Source organism: Bacteroides sp. AF20-13LB (genome assembly GCF_003603065.1).
In the GTDB taxonomy this organism is placed as follows: Bacteria; Bacteroidota; Bacteroidia; order Bacteroidales; family Bacteroidaceae; genus Bacteroides; species Bacteroides uniformis.
In genome coordinates this window covers 53,136-66,060 of record NZ_QTMH01000013.1, presented here as the reverse complement: position 1 = coordinate 66,060, position 12,925 = coordinate 53,136, and the positions used below count along the sequence as shown (strand labels likewise).

Sequence of the window (12,925 nt, the reverse complement as noted above, 5' to 3'; positions counted from 1 at the left end):
TGGTCAGTTAATATACCAATGTGCCAATGTGCTGATGCCTGCAGCTTGTAGGGCGCGGGCAATCAGCACATCAGCACATTGGATAATGATTATAACATTGCTTTTACTTGTTTGTAAACGTTCTCTGCGGTGAAACCGAGCTTTTCGTCCAGCACTTTATAAGGTGCCGAGAATCCGAATGATTCCAATCCCCATACTTTACCGCGGGGACCTACCAGCCCTTGCAGTGTGACGGGCAGACCGGCTGTCAGGCCGAATACCTTGGCACCACACGGGATAATGCCTTCTTGATATCCCGGAGCTTGGCTACGGAACAGACCTTCGGAAGGAACGGACACGATACGCACCTTGATGCCATCCTTGCGCAGCAATTCAGTACCGGCTACCAATGTGGCAACTTCCGAGCCTGAAGCAACGAGGATTATATTTGGATTTTCATCGGAGCCGGCTACAATATAAGCGCCTTTGGCAGCTTGTTCGTAATCGTTGCCTTCGGGCAGGTTGGCGATGTTCTGGCGGGAGAAAATCAAACCGGTTGGGGTTGTGGTATTTTCCATTGCCAGTTTCCATGCCACAGTTGTTTCTTCTGCATCTGCCGGGCGGAGTACCAACATGGAATTATGTCCCTTGTGGTTTTTCAGTTTTTCCATCAGGCGGATTTGGGCTTCCTGCTCTACCGGTTCATGGGTAGGACCGTCTTCACCTACACGGAAGGCATCGTGTGTCCAGATGAACTTCACGGGAACTTCCATCAGGGCTGCCATACGTACGGCAGGTTTCATGTAGTCGGAGAATACGAAGAAAGTTCCGCAAGCGGGGATTACACCGCCATGCAGTGCCATACCGATACAGCAACATGCCATAGTCAGCTCGGCAACACCGGCCTGGAAGAATGCACCGCTGAAGTCACCTTTCTTGAAGGCATGTGTTTTCTTGAGGAATCCGTCTGTCTTGTCGGAATTGGAAAGGTCGGCAGAAGCAACAATCATATTTTCTACTTGAGTGGCGAGAGCACTGAGCACAGTGGCAGATGCTGCGCGGGTGGCAACGCCTGCTTTCTGTTCGATGGCGGCCCAATTCACTTCGGGAGCCTTGCCGGAGAAGAACATTTCCAGTTTGGCAGCCTTTTCCGGATTGGCTTTTGCCCATACGGCTTTGGCTGCATACTTTTCAGCCATGATTTTCTTCAGCTCAGTTGCACGCTTGGCATATAGTTCGGCCACTTCGGGGAAGATGACAAACGGATTTGTCGGGTCACCACCCAAATTCTTGATAGTGTTTATATAAGCGTCGCCGCCCAGAGGAGCACCGTGCGTGGCACAATCAGCTTCGTAGCTGCTGCCGTCTGCCTTGCGGGCACCTTTACCCATTACGGTATGGCCGATAATCAGCGTCGGACACTCTTTCTCAGCTTTGGCTTCGTTCAGTGCACCGCGGATGGCATCGGGATCGTTACCATTGATTTTAATGACTTTCCAGCCCCAAGCTTCGTATTTCTTGCCGGTATCTTCGATGGTCACATCCTTTGTCTCGGTAGAAAGCTGAATGTCGTTGGCATCATAGAACATGATGAGATTATCCAACCCTAATGCTCCGGCGATACGGCCTGAGCCTTGGGAGATTTCTTCCTGGATGCCACCGTCAGAAATATAAGCGTAGATGGTCTGTGGCATTACTTCTTCGAAACGTGCCTTCATGAACTTGGCTGCGATGGCTGCACCGACTGCAAATGTGTGTCCCTGGCCGAGCGGTCCGGAAGTGTTTTCGATGCCGCGCATGATGTCACGTTCGGGATGTCCCGGAGTAGGGCTTCCCCATTGGCGGAACTCTTTCAGTTCGTCCAGCGTGAACTTGCCGGTCAGGGCCAATGTAGAGTAAAGCATCGGTGACATGTGTCCCGGGTCGAGGAAGAAACGGTCACGACCTTCCCAAGCCGGATTTTCAGGGTCATATACCAGGAACTCTGAGAAGAGTACATTTACAAAGTCAGCACCACCCATGGCACCGCCCGGATGCCCGGAGTTGGCTTTCTCAACCATGGATGCAGCAAGGATACGGATATTGTCCGCCGCACGGTTCATAAGTTTGTTGTCGTTCATATTGAATCTAATTAATTTTGAATATTATCAATAGGTTATTTGGTCCTTGTAGGTTTTCCAAGGGCAAAGATAACTCTTTATGCGTAATTCACAACACTCGAAGAGTGTCTTTTTTATCAGTATTACTGCCTTTTTGCTGCTAAAATGATACTAAACGTATTTAGCTGATTTTGTGCGGTGCACGGTAGTTTTACTGTAACTCAATAGTAACGATTGATTTGGCCGGAAGTTTAATCTTGAGAATATCTTTATTGATTTTTACCTCTTTGAACGGAACGGGTTTCACATTGTCGGGATTTTCAAATGAATTGTAGTCCGTCAGATTGGTGGAAGTCAATATTTCACCAACTGCTTTCTTGGCTTTCGTTCCAGACAGATTGATGGTCACTTCCTGTGCATTGTCTGCATCTACGTTGGACATGGAAATGTGTATCTTGCCGTTTGGGTCTTTGGAGGCGGTAGCGCTGACCATTGGTATTCTGCGGTTGTCGCGTACATCCATCATGTCGCAGTTCAGCTCAAGAGGAATGTAGGTGGCATCCTGGTGTACATTGTACATTTTGAATACATAATAAGTGGGGGTGAGTACCATGTTTTTTCCGCTGGTCAGAATCATGGATTGCAATACATTGACGATTTGGGCAATGTTTGCCATTTTCAGACGGTCGGTATATTTATGGAAGATGTCGAAGCTGAGGGAAGCGACAAAAGCATCACGCAATGTATTCTGTTGGTACAGATGTCCGGGATTGGTACCCGGTTCAGTGTCCCACCAGGTTCCCCATTCGTCAAGCATAAGAGCCACGTTCTTTTGAGGGTCGTATTCATCCATAATGGTGCAATGCTTCTTGATGACATCTTCTATTTCGCGGCATTTGCCCAGTGTCCAGTAATAGTCGTCTTTACTGAATTGGGTGGCGGCGCCTTTACTGCCGTTCCATCCGCTGACGGTATAGTAGTGCAAGGAAAGACCGTGCATACGGCCGCCTACGCGGTCCATCAGCACTTTGGTCCAGTTATAGTCGTAGTCGCTGGCACCGCTGGCTATCTTGAAAAGACTATTGCCGTCATAGTTGCGGCAGTAGGTGGAATAGCGGCGGTAGAGGTCGGCATAATATTCGGGACGCATGCTTCCACCGCAACCCCAGCTTTCGTTACCCACGCCGAGGTATTTTACTTTCCAGGCTTTGTCGCGACCGTTCTGGCGGCGCAGGCGTGCCATGGGGGAGTCTCCTTCGGAGGTCATGTATTCCACCCATTTGGCAAGTTCTTCTACGGTACCACTGCCTACGTTTCCACTGATATAGGGTTCACATCCCAGCATTTCGCAGAGATTGAGGAACTCATGGGTTCCGAAACTGTTGTCTTCGATAGTGCCTCCCCAGTTGTTGTTCACCATTTTGGGGCGGTTTTCTTTAGGGCCGATACCGTCCATCCAGTGGTATTCATCGGCAAAGCAGCCTCCCGGCCAGCGAAGGACGGGTACACGGAGCTCCTTCAGTGCATTGAATACGTCGGTGCGATAACCGTTGATGTTGGGAATATCGGAGTTTTCACCTACCCAAAGTCCACCATAGATACAAGTTCCCAAATGCTCTGCAAATTGGCCGTAGATTTCTTTGGGAATGATTTGCCCGCTCTGGTCTGTGTGTAAAGTGATAGTGGCACTTTTCTGTGCGAAGAGTGACAACGAGGTGGAGAGAAATATGCTACTGATAAATAACTTTGTGTTCATAGTTTTTTAGTGTTATTAAATACTTAGTTCTTGAATCTTACTGCTGCTTCTTCGATGGGCAAACCAGCTTTATAGCTTTCGATGTAGGTGTTGAATCCGCTTACATCTTCGGCTGTCGGTGAGATTTCAATACCGGCATTTCCGGTGAATACATGCTTGTCCAGGAAGTCGGCAAGGGATTGGTCGTTTCCGTTGTTTGCAAGGTAGGAAGCGAGGAGGGCAATACCCCAGGCACCACCTTCGCCGGCTGTTTCCATAACGGAAATGGGTGAATTGATGGCAGCTGCCAGTATTCTCTGGCCTACTCCTTTGGTTTTGAAGAGTCCTCCGTGACCGGTGATTCTGTCTACTCTGATTTTCTCTTCATTGAAAAGGATGTCGTTGCCGATTTTGAGAACTCCCACTGAAGCATACAGATGGGTGCGCATGAAGTTGGCAAGGTTGAACTTGTCGTTTGCCGAACGTACAAACAGTGGACGTCCGGCTGCCAGTCCCGTTATAGGCTCGCCTGATATGTAGTTGTAAGAGATGAGGCCTCCGCAATCTGCATTGCCTGTCAGGGCGTGGTTATAGAGTTTTCCGTAGATTTCGTCCATATCTACGGGGATACCCATCAGTTCCTGGTATTCTTTGAAAATATTGATCCAGGCATTGAGGTCGGAAGTGCAGTTGTTGCAATGCACCATAGCTACGAGGCTTCCGTCGGGGGTGGTTACCATGTCAATCATTTCGTAGGGCTTGGACAATTCTTTTTCCAATACAATCATTGAGAAAGAGGAGGTGCCTGCCGATACGTTTCCAGTGCGCTGCTTTACGGCGTTGGTGGCAACCATGCCGGTTCCAGCGTCACCTTCGGGTGGACAGACGGGAATTCCTGCTTTCAGATGTCCCGATACGTCGAGGCGACTGGCTCCTTCGGGAGTAAGGAAGCCTGCGTTTTCACCGGCCGACAATACCTTCGGCAGAATATCCCGAAGTTTCCAGTCGTATCCTTTCGGAGCAATAAGTTTGTCGAACTTATCCACCATTTCAGAAGAATAGTTTTTGGTGATGGGATCGATGGGGAGCATACCGGAGGCATCTCCTATGCCCAGTACCTTTTGGCCGGTTATTTGCCAGTGGACAAAACCTGCAAGGGTGGTCAGGTAATTGATGGATGGAACGTGCTCTTCATTATCCAGGATGGCTTGGTAGAGGTGGGAGATGCTCCAACGCAGAGGGATGTTGTAGACAAATAGTTCGGATAGGGCTGCGGCAGCCTGGCTGGTATTAGTATTTCTCCAGGTACGGAAGGGTACAAGGATTTCTTCTTTTTCATTGAATGCCATATAGCCGTGCATCATGGCACTGACACCGATGGCTGCCAGGGTTTCTATCTCTGTATCGTAGAGGCTCTTTACATTGGTACGAAGGTCTGCGTAGCAATCCTGCAACCCATACCAGACAGCCTCGACGCTATATGTCCACAGTCCGTCGACTAACTGATTCTCCCAAGTATGGCTTCCCTGGGCGATGGGTTTGTTTTCCTGGTCAATCAAAACCGCCTTGATTCGTGTGGAACCGAGTTCTATACCAAGGATGGCCTTACCTGCCTCAATGGTTGATTTTGCATCTAATTTCATGGTATTAATGATAAATTACGGATTTATAGTACGATTATAAACTACGGATTACTGATTGCAAACTACTAGTTACGTTTGTGGTACGTGTAATTAGTAGTCCGCAATCGGTAATCTGTAATGATTATCAGCAAAGTGCCTTGTTCAGCATATAGTAGACTTCATTCATACGCAATTCTTTTTTGAACTCGCTAATGGTGGTATTTTCATCGATAACCACCATTTCGATGCCGGCCATTTCGGCAAAGTCTTCCCAATATTCCACCGTCAAGTCGTAGGAGAAGCTGGTATGATGTGTACCTCCGGCCAGAATCCAGGCTGCAGCGCCCACCTCGAGGTTGGGCATTGGAATCCACAGTGCACTGGCAACGGGCAACTTGGGCAGAGGCTTGCTCTTGATGCATTCTACTTTGTTCACAATGAGGCGGAAGCGGTTGCCCAGGTCTACGATGGTAGCGGCTACACCTTCACCTTGCTTGCTGGTAAATACCAGGCGGGCTGTTTCGCTGTCGATACCGATGCTCAGACGGTGCACTTCCAGTTTCGGCTTCTGTTCGGCAATCAGTGGACAGACTTCCAACATATGTGCTTGCAGGATGGCGCTCTTTTCTCCGTCGAAGTTCAGCGTATAGTCTTCAAGGAAGGAGCACCCCTTCGGCATACCTTGACTCATCACCCAAGTGGTACGGTACAGTGCTGCAGTTTTCCAGTCGCCTTCGGCACCGAAGCCGTAACCTTCTGCCATCAGTCGCTGTGAGGCCAGTCCGGGGATTTGGTCAAAGTCGCCCAAATCGTTGAAGTTGGTGGTGAAGCCTTTGGCACCCGTGTCTTTCAGCACGCGGCGAATGGCGATTTCGGCCTTGGCGGAGTTCCATACTTTGGTGTAGGCTTCCGTACGTGCGTCTTCCAGTTCGGGAGCGTGGTCGTAGAGCTTGAAGTATTCTGCTACGAGTGCCTTCACGTCCTCGTCGCTGACAGCATTGTAGTATGTCATCACATCATTGATGGGATAGTAGTCCACATGATAGCCCAATACCTGTTCGGCGCTGACCTTGTCACCGTCTGTCACAGCCACGTTGTTCATCTGGTCGCCGAAGCGGATGATGAGCATATCCTGCGCATCAGCCCATGCGGCAGCTACGCGCATCCATGCGGCAATCTGGTTTTGGGCTTTTTCGTCCTGCCAGTGGCCTACTACCACTTTGCGGTTCTTTCGCATACGTGTCACAATGTGTCCGAACTCGCGGTCGCCGTGAGCCGATTGGTTTAGGTTCATAAAATCCATGTCCATCGTCTCCCAGGGAATTTCCTTGTTGAACTGTGTATGGAAGTGTAGTAATGGCTTCTTCAGTTCCTGCAAACCGTGAATCCACATTTTGGCAGGAGAGAAGGTGTGCATCCAGGTGATGACCCCGATACACTTTTCGTCGTTGTTGGCGGCCTTGAAGGCAGCAGTTACTTCTTTGGATGAATTGACCGTACCTTTATATACTACCTTTACGGGCAGTTTCCCGGAATCATTCAGACCTTTCACCATTTCATTGCTATGTGCGTCTACCGCGATAACTGCGTCACCTCCGTACAAGAGCTGTGCTCCGGTTACGAACCATACTTCATATTGTTCAAATGCGTTCATACAATTTATTTTTATAGTTTATATTTAAAGAATGATAGTTATTTCTGTCCATAATAAGCGTTAGGACCGTGCTTGCGGCTGAAATGCTTTTCTATCAGTAACGGATTCATGGTCAGATTGGGGTTCACGGCATAGGCTATACTTGCCATTTTTGCCACCTGCTCCATCACTACGGCATTATGTACCGCTTCGTGTGCGTCTTTTCCCCACGAGAAAGGACCGTGGTTCTTTACCAATACTCCGGGAGTATGTACCGGGTTCAGCCCCTCAAAGCGTTTTACGATGACATTTCCCGTTTCCAGTTCATACGCTCCTTCCACTTCCTCCTTCGTCATGTCTGCTGTGCAGGGTATGGCGTCGTGGAAGTAATCGGCATGTGTTGTCCCGATATTCGGTATGTCACATCCGGCTTGTGCCCAGGCTGTGGCGTAAGTAGAGTGCGTGTGCACCACACCGCCGATTTCGGGGAATGCTTTATAGAGAACCAGGTGGGTCGGCGTGTCTGAAGAGGGCTTTAACCGTCCTTCCACGACCTTGCCGTCAAGATTCACTACCACCATATCCTCTGCTTTCATTTCATCGTAACTCACCCCACTGGGCTTGATGACTACCAGACCAGATTCGCGGTCAATGCCCGATACATTGCCCCATGTGAAGATAACCAATCCGTGCTTCACCAGTTCAAGGTTAGCATGGAATACTTTGTCTTTCAGTGCTTCCAGCATATTATTTAAATTACTAATTACAAGTTGTTGAATATTAGGTTCTCAGAGCTTAAATTTCGGAGCTTTGCGGTATGCCTTCTCATTAAACTGATATAAAGCAGCTCCACGTTTGGACCCCGTTTTGTCTATTTTGTCAGTTTTTTCTATATAGTCCATTTCTGCTATGCGTTTTCGGAAGTTCCGTTTGTCAATGCTCTCGCCGTATATAGCTTCGTATAAGCTTTGCAGTTGTGACAGCGTGAACAGTTTAGGTAGTAGATTAAAGCCGATTGGTTCGGTGGACGCTTTTTGTTGCATCAACTTCCGAGCTTTCTCCACCATTTGCGGATGATCAAAGATTAGCGCTGGCAGTTCATTGATATTTACCCAGAAAGCATTGTGTTGCTGTACGGATTCTTTGTCGTATTCGTTGATGTTGATGAGCGCATAGTAAACAATGGAGACTACGCGTTCTCCTGGGTCACGATCTATGGCTCCGAAAGCTTGGACTTGTTCCATATATACATCTTCCAGTCCGGTTAGTTCATTCAGGACTCGTTTGGCTGCATCATCCACGCTTTCGTCTTCCTGCACGAATCCACCCATCAGCGACCATTCGCCCATTGCCGGTTCGAAGTTACGCTTCAGCAACAGCAGGTTCAATTCTCCTTCATTGAAACCGAAAATAATGCAGTCGATACCTACATAAAGTTTCGGATTTGAACTATAGTAATTACTCATATCTTAATTTTTGTTTAAGGGGTATGCTGCATGGATATATATCATAGCAACATACCGATTTACCAGAAATACCAATAAAAAGCAGCAGTAATACCCAGGATGATAAGGGTATGAATGATATCCCATTTATTCCAACTCGCACGTGTAGCTGCTTTTTGTTCAGGAGTTGAAGTTCCGAATACCAGCCCTTGAATCTTTTCAGCGCTTGGGGCAGCTGTAAACATGCTGACTGCGATAACCACTACGATGCAGAACAAGAACATCCATCCGCAGAAAAACAGCCAGTTCATATCATAGAACAGATACTTGAAGGTACTGCTTGACACATCTCCTACATTGCTGTAATATACTTTTGCCCCCAGACGGGTTAAACCGATAATCATTCCGGCAATCAGTCCCCACATACCGCCTTGTGCAGAGGTGCGTTTCCAGCAGATCCCCAAGAGGAAGGCTGCGGCAATGCCTGGTGCTAATACAGATTGTACATCTTGTAAGTAGGTGTAAAGTACATCGCCTACACTGCGCATAATGGGAATCCAGAGTATACCCAATATCACAATCGCAACAGTTGCCATCTGTCCAATTCCTACCAGCTTTTTTTCAGAAGTGTTCGGCTTGAAACGTTTGTAGAAGTCAATGGTGAAAAGCATAGCAGATGAGTTGAACAAAGATGCGAGAGAACTCATCAATGCTGCAAGAATACCGCAAACAACCAAACCTTTGACTCCTGCAGGAAGTAATTTTGCTACTAGAGTTGGGAAAGCAGCATCTGCATTGGCATTTCCGTTTGCCAGCATAGGTAGAAAACCTTCTCCCCCGGTTCCGAGATATTTTTGGTGTAATGCGAAAGCAATCATGCCTGGGATAAGGAATAAGAATACGGGCAATAATTTCAGGTAAGCTCCGAAGATGGTACCGCGCCGTGCTTCCTTTTCATTCTTTCCGGAAAGTACGCGTTGCACGATGAACTGGTCTGTACACCAATACCAGAATCCGATAATGGCTGAACCAATCAGTGCACCCAACCAAGGGAAGTTAGGGTCGTTATTACTGCGTATAAGTTCTGTCATTGTGTTGCCATAATCGTTCACTGTGACTGCACCGCAGATTCTCATCATCTCATCCCAGCCTCCCAATTCTTTGAAGCCGAGTACAAGGATTATCAGTGAACCTAACAGCAAGATGGGGGTCTGCAGGATGGAGGTATAAAGTACCGACTTCATTCCTCCGAAGATTGTGTAGAGCGCAGTCAGTATAACCAGACCGATGGCGGCAATCCAAAAGAAGTCGATTCCCCAAAGTTCTTTTATACCGAATACTTGTTGGAATACTAATCCTCCTGCATAAACCGTCACGGCAACTTTTGTCAGTACATAGCTGATTAAAGATATTACAGACAATATTGTACGTGATTGTGGATTATAGCGACGTTCTAGGAATTCAGGCATCGTGAATACCATGCTTCGCGAATAGAACGGTACGAATACCCAGCCTAAGATAAGGATCATCCAACCTTGTATTTCCCAATGTGCCATCGCCATACCGCTGGAAGCACCGGCACCGGCTAATCCGATTAAGTGTTCCGAACCGATGTTGGATGCAAAGATAGATGCACCGATAGCGAGCCATGTGGCATCACGACCACCTAAAAAATAGTCTGCTGAGTCATTCTGTTTCTGTTTGACAACCCAGACAATAATTCCAATCAAAGCCAGGAAAAAGATTCCAATGACTAACCAATCTAATGTTTCCACGATAATAAATGATTTATAAGGTTATTGTTATTTTTCTACGGAAAATTTGAAGACACATTCACTGTTGTAAATTTGTCCGGGTTCCAGTACGACAGAAGGCCATTGGGATTTGTTGGGGCTATCCGGATAATGTTGTGTCTCGAGGCATACGGAAGCGCGCTGGTTGTAAGTAATGCCTTTTTTACCTTTTACGGTGCCATCCAGGAAATTCCCGGTATATACTTGTATGCCTGGCTCATTGGTATAAACTTCCAGGGTGATGCCGCTTATAGGCGATGTCAGTTTGGCTGCCACTTGGGATAGGTCACCTTTAGTATTCAGTACCCAATTGTGGTCATATCCGTTTCCGTTCTTTATTTGTTCAAAGTCCGTCCGGTTGATGTCTTGTGCCACACTCTTGGGAGTGGTAAAGTCCATTGGTGTTTCTTTGACGGAGATGATGTCACCCGTTGTCATGAAAGTACTGTCTACCGGAGTATAGTTGTCTGCATTGATGTATAAGATGTGGTCTGTTGCTGCCTTTGAAGGGTCACCTGATAAATTGAAATAAGAATGGTTAGTCATATTGATAACCGTCTTTTGGTCTGTTGTTGCACTGTATTTTATATCAATGGCATTGTCATCCGTTAACTTGAAAAGTACTTTTGCCGTAACATTACCCGGGAAATTCTCGTCTCCATCCGGTGAAATGCGGGTGAGCTCCAGAGTTGTGCTGTCAATGGGATTGGCACTGTATACTTGGTATTGCCATCCTTTGGGGCCACCGTGCAGGCAATGTCCGAAATTGTTCTGTGGTAACTGTATGGTATCTCCGTCAAGAACGATTTTCCCTTGGTTAATCCGGTTGGCGTAGCGTCCGATAGAAGCACCAAAGTCACTTGGAATGTTGATGTAATCGGCAATGCTGTCAAAGCCCAATACTACATCCTGCATAACTCCATTTTTGTCGGGTACCATAATGGATACAATACGTCCCCCAAAGTTTGTGATGCATACTTCCATGCCCGCTTTATTCTTCAGCGTATAAAGCTGTGTCTGGGCGTCATTGACTGTTGTTTGGAATTTTACTGGATCAAGACCGGACAGCGTAAGCGTTGTTTCTGTCTTTTGATTGCACGCAGTTAGCATCATTGCGGCAATTCCTGCAAGTAGAACATGTCTTTTCATGGTTTTGTATTTAATGTAAATGAGATGATTATCTTTCTTTGGGTGTAAAAGTAACACTTTTCTTTAGTGTAGGCTGTACACTTTTATATGTTATGCAACATAAGTGTCAAGAAACATATCTGTGCCAACTGGCTGTACAGATAGATGTGTTCGGAATAAACTTCTCGGATGATTTTGTTTTTAGAGTGGAAAACGGTGGAATAGGGGAGAAGAAAAAGGCGCTTCCCATTACTGGGAAACGCCTTTTATTTGAATGCTGATGTCTATTATTCTAATCTGCGGGCACCGTCGCTGATGACTACATCATATACTTTCGGGCTTCTGCCGAACTTCTTCTTGAATTCATCTTTTGCTTTTTCGATGAATGTACTGTACAATTCATCCTTTACCAGATTGATTGTACATCCACCGAATCCACCGCCCATGACACGTGAACCGGTAACTCCACAATCGAATGCAAGGTCATTCAGAAAATCGAGTTCTTCGCAGCTTACTTCATACAACTTACTCATGCCATGATGTGTTTCATACATCTTTTGGCCTACAGTTTCATAATCGCCTTTCTCCAGGGCGTCGCAAACGTCGAGTACGCGTTGAATCTCTTCGATGACATATTCTGCACGCATATAGTCTTCTGCGCTGATGTCGGCTTTGGCTTCTTCCAGCATGCCCATGGTAACGTCACGCAGGAATTCTACGTGTGGATGCTTCTTCTGAACAGCGGCAACAGCAGCTTCGCAGCTTTGACGACGTTTGTTGTATGCTGAAGATGCAAGTTCGTGTTTCACTACAGAATCTACAAGAACCAGACGATAGCCTTGCGGGTCGAATGGGAAATACTGATATTCCAGTGAACGGCAATCCAGGCGGATGAGGCTTCCTTTCTTTCCGAATACAGAAGCAAATTGGTCCATGATACCACAGTTTACGCCACAATAGTTGTGTTCTGTAGATTGTCCCACTTTTGCCAATTCAAATTTGTCTATTTTGTTGTCACCGAACAAGTCGTTCAAAGCATAGGCATAGGTACTTTCCAAAGCTGCTGAAGAGGACATTCCTGCACCCAGAGGCACATCGCCTGCAAAAGCTGTATTGAAACCTTTTACATCTACACCGCGTTTCATCATTTCCCGGCACACGCCAAAGATATATCTTGCCCAGCTTGCGCGGGGTGCATCTTCTTCATTCAAGCCAAATTCCACATAATCTTTCAGGTCGATGGAATAAGCTTTTACTGTGTTTGTGCCGTTGGGCTTTATTTCTGCAATCATTCCCTTATCGATTGCTCCGGGGAATACAAAACCACCGTTATAGTCTGTATGCTCACCGATAAGGTTGATGCGACCCGGAGAAGCATAAACAGCTCCCGTTGTTCCGTCAAAGTGCTTGATGAAACGGCTTCTTACGTATTCTATATCCATGATATTTATATTTTATAAGGTGAATAAATAAATTACCTATATTTTCTTG

The 12,925-nt window shown here is 46.9% G+C and carries 9 protein-coding genes; all 9 read right to left on the bottom strand.

Annotation, left to right across the window (positions count from 1 at the left end; all coding sequences use genetic code 11):
• Nucleotides 1-89: 89 nt before the first annotated feature.
• Nucleotides 90-2,099, bottom strand: coding sequence for a transketolase (locus tag DWX62_RS16490; protein WP_005826595.1), 2,010 nt, complete (start codon nt 2,097-2,099; stop codon nt 90-92).
• 190 nt (nt 2,100-2,289) lie between these two features.
• Nucleotides 2,290-3,834, bottom strand: a complete 1,545-nt coding sequence (locus DWX62_RS16485; protein ID WP_034525510.1) for an alpha-N-arabinofuranosidase — start codon at nt 3,832-3,834, stop codon at nt 2,290-2,292.
• Nucleotides 3,835-3,857: 23 nt separating this feature from the next.
• A complete protein-coding gene (locus DWX62_RS16480) occupies nt 3,858-5,456 on the bottom strand; it encodes an FGGY-family carbohydrate kinase (protein WP_005826589.1) in 1,599 nt (532 codons plus the stop codon).
• 124 nt (nt 5,457-5,580) lie between these two features.
• Nucleotides 5,581-7,089, bottom strand: coding sequence for an L-arabinose isomerase (gene araA, locus DWX62_RS16475; protein WP_005826587.1), 1,509 nt, complete (start codon nt 7,087-7,089; stop codon nt 5,581-5,583).
• A 38-nt stretch (nt 7,090-7,127) separates the two neighbouring features.
• Nucleotides 7,128-7,814, bottom strand: a complete 687-nt coding sequence (locus tag DWX62_RS16470; RefSeq protein ID WP_005826585.1) for an L-ribulose-5-phosphate 4-epimerase — start codon at nt 7,812-7,814, stop codon at nt 7,128-7,130.
• A gap of 42 nt (nt 7,815-7,856) precedes the next feature.
• On the bottom strand, nt 7,857-8,534 hold the full coding sequence (locus DWX62_RS16465; protein ID WP_005826583.1) for an NUDIX domain-containing protein: 678 nt from the start codon (nt 8,532-8,534) through the stop codon (nt 7,857-7,859).
• Nucleotides 8,535-8,593: 59 nt separating this feature from the next.
• Nucleotides 8,594-10,288 (bottom strand): sodium:solute symporter, encoded by a 1,695-nt coding sequence (locus DWX62_RS16460; RefSeq protein ID WP_005826581.1) that lies wholly within the window; start codon nt 10,286-10,288, stop codon nt 8,594-8,596.
• A gap of 27 nt (nt 10,289-10,315) precedes the next feature.
• Nucleotides 10,316-11,455: an aldose epimerase family protein gene (locus tag DWX62_RS16455; RefSeq protein WP_008663672.1), complete on the bottom strand. Its 1,140-nt coding sequence runs from the start codon at nt 11,453-11,455 to the stop codon at nt 10,316-10,318.
• Nucleotides 11,456-11,721: 266 nt separating this feature from the next.
• Nucleotides 11,722-12,876, bottom strand: coding sequence for a galactokinase (gene galK, locus DWX62_RS16445; RefSeq protein ID WP_005826576.1), 1,155 nt, complete (start codon nt 12,874-12,876; stop codon nt 11,722-11,724).
• Between the last annotated feature and the right edge of the window lie 49 nt (nt 12,877-12,925).

Bases quoted from the DNA above. Each gene is read 5' to 3' on its own strand.
- DWX62_RS16490 (WP_005826595.1), bottom strand. From the start codon at position 2,099: ATGAACGACAACAAACTTATGAACCGTGCGGCGGACAATATCCGTATC.
- DWX62_RS16485 (WP_034525510.1), bottom strand. From the start codon at position 3,834: ATGAACACAAAGTTATTTATCAGTAGCATATTTCTCTCCACCTCGTTG.
- DWX62_RS16480 (WP_005826589.1), bottom strand. From the start codon at position 5,456: ATGAAATTAGATGCAAAATCAACCATTGAGGCAGGTAAGGCCATCCTT.
- araA (WP_005826587.1), bottom strand. From the start codon at position 7,089: ATGAACGCATTTGAACAATATGAAGTATGGTTCGTAACCGGAGCACAG.
- DWX62_RS16470 (WP_005826585.1), bottom strand. From the start codon at position 7,814: ATGCTGGAAGCACTGAAAGACAAAGTATTCCATGCTAACCTTGAACTG.
- DWX62_RS16465 (WP_005826583.1), bottom strand. From the start codon at position 8,534: ATGAGTAATTACTATAGTTCAAATCCGAAACTTTATGTAGGTATCGAC.
- DWX62_RS16455 (WP_008663672.1), bottom strand. From the start codon at position 11,455: ATGAAAAGACATGTTCTACTTGCAGGAATTGCCGCAATGATGCTAACT.
- galK (WP_005826576.1), bottom strand. From the start codon at position 12,876: ATGGATATAGAATACGTAAGAAGCCGTTTCATCAAGCACTTTGACGGA.